Raw genomic sequence first — 1,969 nt, forward strand, 5'->3', positions numbered from 1 at the left:
CAGCGCCGCCAACCAGGGCCGTATTCTTGATAAGCTGGCGCCGACTGACGCCCCTCCCCTTCACTGCCTCTGCCATAACGTTCTCCTCTTCAGGTTCGGCGTCGGTGTCATCGATGTATGTCGGCCGGGCGGAGCGCCGCACGGCGTTTCCTCAAAGAATTGCAGTCGTTCCTCCATCCACCGGCAAGGCAATGCCGGTGACGTAGGAAGCCTGGTTCGACAACAGCCAGATCACGGCTGCGGCGACCTCAGCCGGGCGGCCGATGCGTTTGAGCGCCGAGCGACCGGCCATGGATTTGATCTGCTCGGATTCACCGGCGGTCCGGGTAAGCTGTGTATCGATCACGCCGGGGCAGACAGCATTGACGCGAATGTCTTTCGGCCCGAGCGCATCGGCCATCGAGGCGGCCATCAGCACCACCCCGCCCTTGGTCGACGAATAGACCGTCGTGATCGCTGACCCGCGCAACCCGCCCATGCTTGATGTGAAGACGATAGACCCGCCGGCGCCGCGACGCGTCATGGACTGCGCTGCCGCCTGGGCGGTGAAGAAGGCGCCGTCGAGATTGACGGCGGTGATCCGGCGATAATCTGCCTCGCTGATCGTCAGCATGTTCTCATCGAKCGCGATACCGGCGTTACAGGCAATGCCGTCRAGGCCGCCGTATTCATCGGCKGCAGCGGCCAGGGCCTGRGCATCCTGCTGGCGGCTGACATCGCAGCGGACGAAGCGTGCGGACAAGCCGAGGCCGGTGATCAACTCGGCAGTGGCRGGCCCGCCTTCGCGCGGCRTCTCACTGACATCGGACACGAGCACCACCCGCGCACCGGCCTCAGCMGCGGCGACCGCGATCGCGCGACCTATGCCGCTCGATGCACCCGTGACGGCRATAACCTTGTCCTGWAGCAGTTGTAGTGCTGTCATRACCGCCTCACAACTCCAGACCGGCGAGCAGTTCGACGAGATGGCCGTCGGGATCGCGGAAGAAGCAGATCGTCGCGCCGTCCTTTACCGGACGGAAGGGCGGGGTTTCCGGAGTAATKCCTTCACGCGCCAACGCGTCRAGCGCGACCTYCATGTCGTCGATGGTGATGCCGATGTGACCACGGGCGTTCCCGGCATCKAGCACGGGCTGGGCGAAKARCTGTTGAAGCTCCAGACGCGGCCCATCGGCGGGCAGCGCCAGGAAGACCACCTCGCCGATCTTGTTCTGCTCGGCATCGCCCATCGGCATGCGGATATAGACGTTGAAGCCGAACTTCTCATAGAAGCGSACCGAGCGCTCGACATCACYGACCAAGTATCCGGTATGAACAACATTCCTTGCAAACACRCTGCGTCTCCTCGAAATCTGGCCCTCGCCGGCCATCAAAACACGTCCACGACCGATCCGCCGCCGTCCGCCACCAGGCATTSCCCGGTGATGAACGAYGCCCARTYGCTSGCCAGAAAGGCAATCGCSCGCGCGATCTCCWCCGGCTCGCCTGGCCGCCGCAGSGGGTATTTCCCCGTGGCCCGCGCATACATCCCCGCACGGTCGAGCCCGTTCTCGCCGGCGAAATGATCCATCACGGCATCGGCCATCGCCGTCCGCACCAGGCCTGGACACACCGCRTTGACGCGGACGCCCGACGGACCATAGTCCGCGGCGATCGCCTTCATGAGGCCGACCACCGCATGCTTTGCCGCGATGTAGCCGGTCGCGCCGGGGACGGCCCTGAGCCCCGCCAKCGACGCGACAAAGACGATCGATCCGCGCGTCTTGATCAGGTCGGGCAGGCAGGTGGCGGCGGAGACCCGCGCGGTCTCGAGATTGGTTGAGAGCGCTTTCGACCATTCAGCGTCGGATAGTTCGCCAAGCGGCGCGTTGCCTCCGCCACCGGCGCAATTGACGAGGATATCGACGGGGCCGTGTTTTCGGTTCACGAGCGCGACCGCTTTGGCCATGTCCACCGGTTGGGAGGCATC

At 64.7% G+C, this 1,969-nt stretch carries 3 protein-coding genes; all 3 read right to left on the reverse strand.

What is annotated here, in order from left to right; all coding sequences use genetic code 11:
• Positions 1 to 151 precede the first annotated feature (151 nt).
• Positions 152 to 925, reverse strand: a complete 774-nt coding sequence (locus tag AC1D06_RS42460; RefSeq protein WP_477991565.1) for an SDR family NAD(P)-dependent oxidoreductase — start codon at positions 923 to 925, stop codon at positions 152 to 154.
• A 7-nt stretch (positions 926 to 932) separates the two neighbouring features.
• A complete protein-coding gene (locus tag AC1D06_RS42465) occupies positions 933 to 1,334 on the reverse strand; it encodes a VOC family protein (RefSeq protein WP_477991567.1) in 402 nt (133 codons plus the stop codon).
• 35 nt (positions 1,335 to 1,369) lie between these two features.
• Positions 1,370 to 1,969 (reverse strand): SDR family NAD(P)-dependent oxidoreductase (locus AC1D06_RS42470; RefSeq protein ID WP_477991568.1); only part of this gene is annotated, 600 nt, incomplete at its 5' end.

This window comes from Rhizobium sp. P2_G2 (assembly GCF_056403555.1).